Origin of the sequence: Caenispirillum salinarum AK4, from assembly GCF_000315795.1 — a bacterium.
GTDB lineage: Bacteria > Pseudomonadota > Alphaproteobacteria > Rhodospirillales > Rhodospirillaceae > Caenispirillum > Caenispirillum salinarum.
The window spans coordinates 1-4,995 of record NZ_ANHY01000041.1 but is presented as its reverse complement, the minus strand read 5'-3'; the positions used below and the strand labels follow the sequence as shown (position 1 = coordinate 4,995).

Sequence of the window (4,995 nt, the reverse complement as noted above, 5' to 3'; positions counted from 1 at the left end):
CGTAGGCCAGGAGGACCGGTTCCTCGTCATTTCCTGCGAAGCGCCAGACGCCCTTGCCGGCGCGCTTGGCCTCGTACATGGCGCCGTCGGCAGCATGCAGAATGTCTTCCACGGTCGTACCGTCCCGAGGCGCCTGGGCGATGCCGATGCTCGCCCCCACCCGCACCGAGGCCGCCCCGACGTCGAAGGACGGGCGCAGGGCCTGGAGGATCTTGTCGGCGATGGTCGCCGCCGACTCGGGATCGGTGGCGTCATGACTGAGCACCACGAATTCATCGCCCCCCTGCCGGGCCACCGTGTCGCTGTCACGCACACAGCCGCGCAAGCGCTCGGCCACGCCCTGCAACAGCAGGTCGCCGGCAAGGTGACCATGAGTGTCGTTGACAGGCTTGAAGCCATCGAGGTCGATGAACAGCACCGACAGCCCCCCGCCCGTACGGGCGTGAACGCCCAGCGCCTGCTCCAGCCGGTCGACCATGAGCGCGCGGTTGGGCAGGCCCGTCAGCGCGTCGTGGCTGGCCGAGTACTGAAGGGCGGCCGAGGCCTCCTTTTCCTCCGTCACGTCGCTGAAGACGCCGACGTAGTTGGTCACCACGCCGTCGGCGTCTGTAATGCGCGAGATGGTAAGACGCTGCACGTAGACCTCGCCGTCGGACCGGCGGTTCCAGACGTCGCCGCGCCAGTGGCCCTCGGCCTCCAGCGTTTCCCACATGTCGGCGTAGAATGCGGCGTCGTGGCGGCCCGAGGCCAGCAGGCTCGGCGAGCGCCCCCGCACGTCCTCGACCGGATAGCCGGTGATCTGCGTGAAGGCCGGGTTGACCGTGATGATGCGCCGCTCGGCGTCGGTGATCATCATGGCCTCGGCGGTGGTTCGGAACACGGCCTGTGCCAGACGTTGCTCGCGCTCTCGCTCGCGGCGGGCGCTGATGTCGCGCACCACGGCCTGCACGGCGCGGCGGCCATCGACGAACACGGGCGCGGCGGACACCTCCACCGCGATGCGTGCGCCGGTGCCGTCGGACAGGCGGAAATCGCCCAGGCCGCGCGGCCCGTCGCCCTCCCGGCTCACATGGCAAAGCGCATGAACCAGGCCCGAGGCGTCGATGCCGTTGAACACGCGACTGGCCGCGGCCCCCGCCAGGTCGCTGCCGGCCCCCACCTTGAAGAGGCGCCGCGCCACCGAATTGGCGAACATGATCTCGGCGTCCTCGGGCACGTCGGACATCGCAATGAGCACGATGGCGTCGGGTGACATTTCGATCAGCGTGCGGAACCGTTCCTCGCTTTCACGGATGCGGCGTTCGGCGGCCCGGCGCTCCACCGCATGACGCAGGGTGCGGACCAGCAGCGCCGGATCGGTGATGCCTTTGACCACATAGTCCTGACACCCTGCCTGCACGGCCTGAACGCCGGCCTGCGGATCATCCAGGCCGGTCATGACCACGACGGGGCACCCGGGATATTCCGCCAGCACGCGCTCGGCCGTCTCCAGGCCGCGGCTGTCCGGCAGCCCAAGGTCGGTGACCACGACATCGAAGACTTGGCCCGCGCTGTCCCGCGCTTCCGCGATGCTGCGAGCCCATTTGATGGCGACGGAGTCGCCGCTGTCGTTGACGAGATCCTCGAACAGGCGCGCGTCGGTCGGGTTGTCCTCGATAAGTAATACGTCCAACGGCATAACCGCCCCCTTGCCACTCTCGGCGGCAAAAACCTCTGATATGCGCCATAAGATCATGACTGCGCAGTGGCAGCAATACACCAAAGGTTATGACGCGCGGGCGAAAGACATACGAACGGACCTTTCTTCCCCTTGCGAAGGATGGTGTCGCGCTCCGCCGGAAAACGATGATAGAATGGGTTAATCCAAAAGGGTGGGATTTTTCGAGGGGTGGGCCCGGCAGCGGCCGGTGACGCGAGGGGGAATGACCTTAGGTATAAAGCTTTCTTTCACGGGCCACGCAGGGTCTTCGAGGGCCACCGGAACGAACCGGACCGACGACGATCAGTCGTCACGCAGGGGAGTTGCGCAACGGATCGGCCTGCACATCTGCCTTGCCGGACTCTATTTCGCAGCGGCGAAGCTGGGCCTCGCGATGGCATTCGTCGGCGGCAACGTGTCGGCGGTGTGGATTCCCTCGGGGTTGGCCACGGCGGCGCTGGTCATCGGCGGCTTGCGATTCGCTCCGGCCATGTGGGTCGGGGCTTTCGCCGCGACGTTTCACACCGGCGTTTCCGTTGCCGTCGCCGCCGGCATAGCCACAGGCAACACGGCGGAATACATCCTGGCATGGGCGGTCCTGCGCACCGGCCTTTCCGGCCGGACCGTGACACTGACGCGCGTGCCGGAGATCCTCGTCCTGGCCGTCGCGGCCGCCCTTGCTCCCTCGGTGGCGGCCCTTGCGGGCACGGCCTCTCTGTGCCTGGGCGGCGTGGCCCCTTGGGAGGCCTTTGCGAGCATCGTGACGACCTACTGGCTTGGCGATTCCGCCGGCATCCTCATGGTGGCGCCGTTCCTCATCGCCTGGGCGCGCGCCAGCGAGCGTACCCGGCGCCTGCCCGAGCTTGCGCTCGCCTGCATCGTGGCGGCGGGGGCGTCGGCCGTGGTCTTCAGCGACCTGCTGAGCCTGAGCGCCGACGACCACGTTTTCGCCTATGCCATTTTCCCGTTCATCATCTGGGGCGCGTTGCGCCACGGCGTCCGCGGCGCGGCCACCATCGCACTGGTGGTGGCGGTGCCGGCCGTGGTGGCGACGGCGCAGGGGCTTGGCCTGTTCGCCCGCCCCGACCAGACGGAAAGCCTTGTGCTGCTGCAAAGCTTCATGACGGTGACGGTGCTGACCGGCCTGATCACGGCCGCCGCCGTCTCCGAGCGGGACGAGGCGGCGCGCCAGGCGCGCCTGCTGTCTCATGCGGTGGAGCAATCGGCCACGTCCGTCATGGTCACCGACCCGGACGGCCACCTTGTCTACGTCAATCCCGCCTTTACCGGCCTGACCGGCTATGCGCTGGAGGACGTCGCCGGCCAGACACCGCGCTTCCTCAAGTCGGGCCACACCCCGCGCGAGGAATACGAGGCCCTCTGGCGCGCCGTGAAAGCCGGCGAGACGTGGCGCGGCGAGTTTCTCAATCGTACCAGCGACGGCGGCACGGTCTGGGAGGCGGCCACCATTTCTCCGGTGCGCGAGGCCGACGGGCACATTTCCCATCTGGTCGCCACCAAGGAGGACATCACCGAGCGCAAGCGGCAGGAAAACGACCTGCGGCGCGCCCTGACCCAGCACGCCCGCGCCAAGCGCGAGATGGAGCGCATCGCCTACGCCGTCACCCACACGCTGCAGGAACCCCTGCGCGCCATCGGTGGCTTCACCCAGCTTCTGGAGCGCCGCTACGGCGATCGGCTGGACGAGACCGGACGCGGATACCTGACCCATGTTCGGGCGGGGACGGCCCGGATGTCGCGCCTGTTCCGCGACCTCATGGACTATGCGCTGATCGACGAGCCGACTGCGCCCGACGGTCCGGTCGACCTCAACGAAACGGTGGCGACAGCCATCGGCAACAGCCGTGCAGGGGGCGCTGTGACGGTCTCGGGGCCGCTGCCGGTGGTGCGCGGACATGCTGGCCAGATGCGTATGGTCTTCCAGCATCTGATCGACAACGGCATGGCCTACGCAAAGCCCGGCGAGCCGCCCGACATCCACATAGAGGCCCGGGCCGAGGGCGCGGGCTGGCGCGTCACCGTCCGCGATGCCGGCATCGGCATCAATTCCACCTTCCACAACAAGCTTTTCGTCCTGTTCAGCCGGCTGCACACCGACGACGAGATCGCCGGCTCCGGCGTCGGACTCGCCTACTGCCGCAGGGTGCTTGAGCGTCAGGGTGGGCGCATCTGGCTCGACTCCGTGCCCGGGCACGGCACGTCCGTTCATCTCTGGCTGCCCGACGGCCGGACCGACCCGGAGGCCACTTCGGCATGACAATCCCGAAAGGCGACCTTCCGCCGCTCATTCTGATGGTCGACGACAATCGCGCCGACGTCGAACTGACCCACGAGGCCCTGCTGGAGCTGCCCGTCGTGCCGGAGTTCCAAAGCGTCTCCGACGGCCTGGCGGCGCTGGAATACCTTCACCAGCGCGGTGCTCACGCCGGCGCCCGTCGGCCGGACCTGATCCTGCTCGACCTCAACATGCCGCGCATGGACGGCCGTGCCACGCTGGAAGCGCTGAAGGCCGACGAGGCCCTGTGCGACATTCCCGTCGTGGTCCTGACGACGTCCGAGAGCGAGCGTGACGTTCTGGACTGCTATCGCAAGCACTGCGCGGCCTTCCTGACCAAGCCGGTGACGGTCGAGGAACTGATCGGCAAGCTGGAAGCGGTCTGCCAGTTGTGGCTGAGCGGCGTGGCCGCGCTGCCGCGCCGCCCGGTGCGGCATTGAGGATGCGGTGCATGCGGTTTCGTCGCGCCCTTTCCGTGCTCGCCGGCGCCCTTGTCGCCGCGCTCTGGCTGAGCAGCACACCGGCCGCCGCCACGGTTACGGAGGCCAACGTTCTTGCGGTCACGCCGGCGCCCCTGCCCCAGCCGGACCCGGGCCCGACCGTGCTGACGGTCGCGGGCGCCGCGGGCGTCCAGGAGTACGACGTGGCGGACCTGGAGGCCCTGGGCCCCCATGCCCTGGAGGCTGACCTCGTCTGGCAGGACGAGAGCGACGTCTACCACGGCGTCCTGCTGTCGGACGTCCTGGCCGACGCCGGCCTCGCCGACGTGCCGGCGGTCCGGGTGCGCGCCCTGGACGGATACTCCGCCGTGATCCCGCGCGCCGACTGGAGGCGCTGGCCGATCCTGCTGGCGACCCGTCGCGGCGGCGATCTTATGCCGGTGCGCGGCAAGGGACCGCTGCGCATCCTCTACCCGTTGACGCCTGACGCCGTTCTCGCCATGCCGCAGATGGACACCCGCTGGGTGTGGATGGTCGAGGCCATCGAGCCGGAGCCCGCC

General features: G+C 68.7%; 4 protein-coding genes. 3 read left to right on the top strand and 1 reads right to left on the bottom strand.

Annotated elements, in window-relative coordinates:
* Positions 1–1,678: diguanylate cyclase domain-containing protein (locus tag C882_RS22355; protein ID WP_043647285.1), on the bottom strand; the 1,678-nt coding region annotated here is incomplete at its 3' end.
* 244 nt (positions 1,679–1,922) lie between these two features.
* Between C882_RS22355 and C882_RS22350 the strand changes: the two genes are divergently transcribed.
* From C882_RS22350 to C882_RS23725, 3 genes are all read left to right on the top strand, one after another.
* Positions 1,923–3,977, top strand: coding sequence for an MASE1 domain-containing protein (locus tag C882_RS22350; RefSeq protein WP_083876161.1), 2,055 nt, complete (start codon positions 1,923–1,925; stop codon positions 3,975–3,977).
* Positions 3,974–4,435, top strand: coding sequence for a response regulator (locus C882_RS22345; RefSeq protein ID WP_009542967.1), 462 nt, complete (start codon positions 3,974–3,976; stop codon positions 4,433–4,435). Before C882_RS22350 ends, C882_RS22345 begins: the two co-directional genes overlap by 4 nt.
* 11 nt (positions 4,436–4,446) lie before the next feature.
* Positions 4,447–4,995: hypothetical protein (locus tag C882_RS23725; protein WP_052000268.1), on the top strand; the 549-nt coding region annotated here is incomplete at its 3' end.

Excerpts from the sequence above, each read along its gene's own strand:
- C882_RS22350 (WP_083876161.1), top strand. The coding sequence starts at position 1,923 with ATGACCTTAGGTATAAAGCTTTCTTTCACGGGCCACGCAGGGTCTTCG.
- C882_RS22345 (WP_009542967.1), top strand. The coding sequence starts at position 3,974 with ATGACAATCCCGAAAGGCGACCTTCCGCCGCTCATTCTGATGGTCGAC.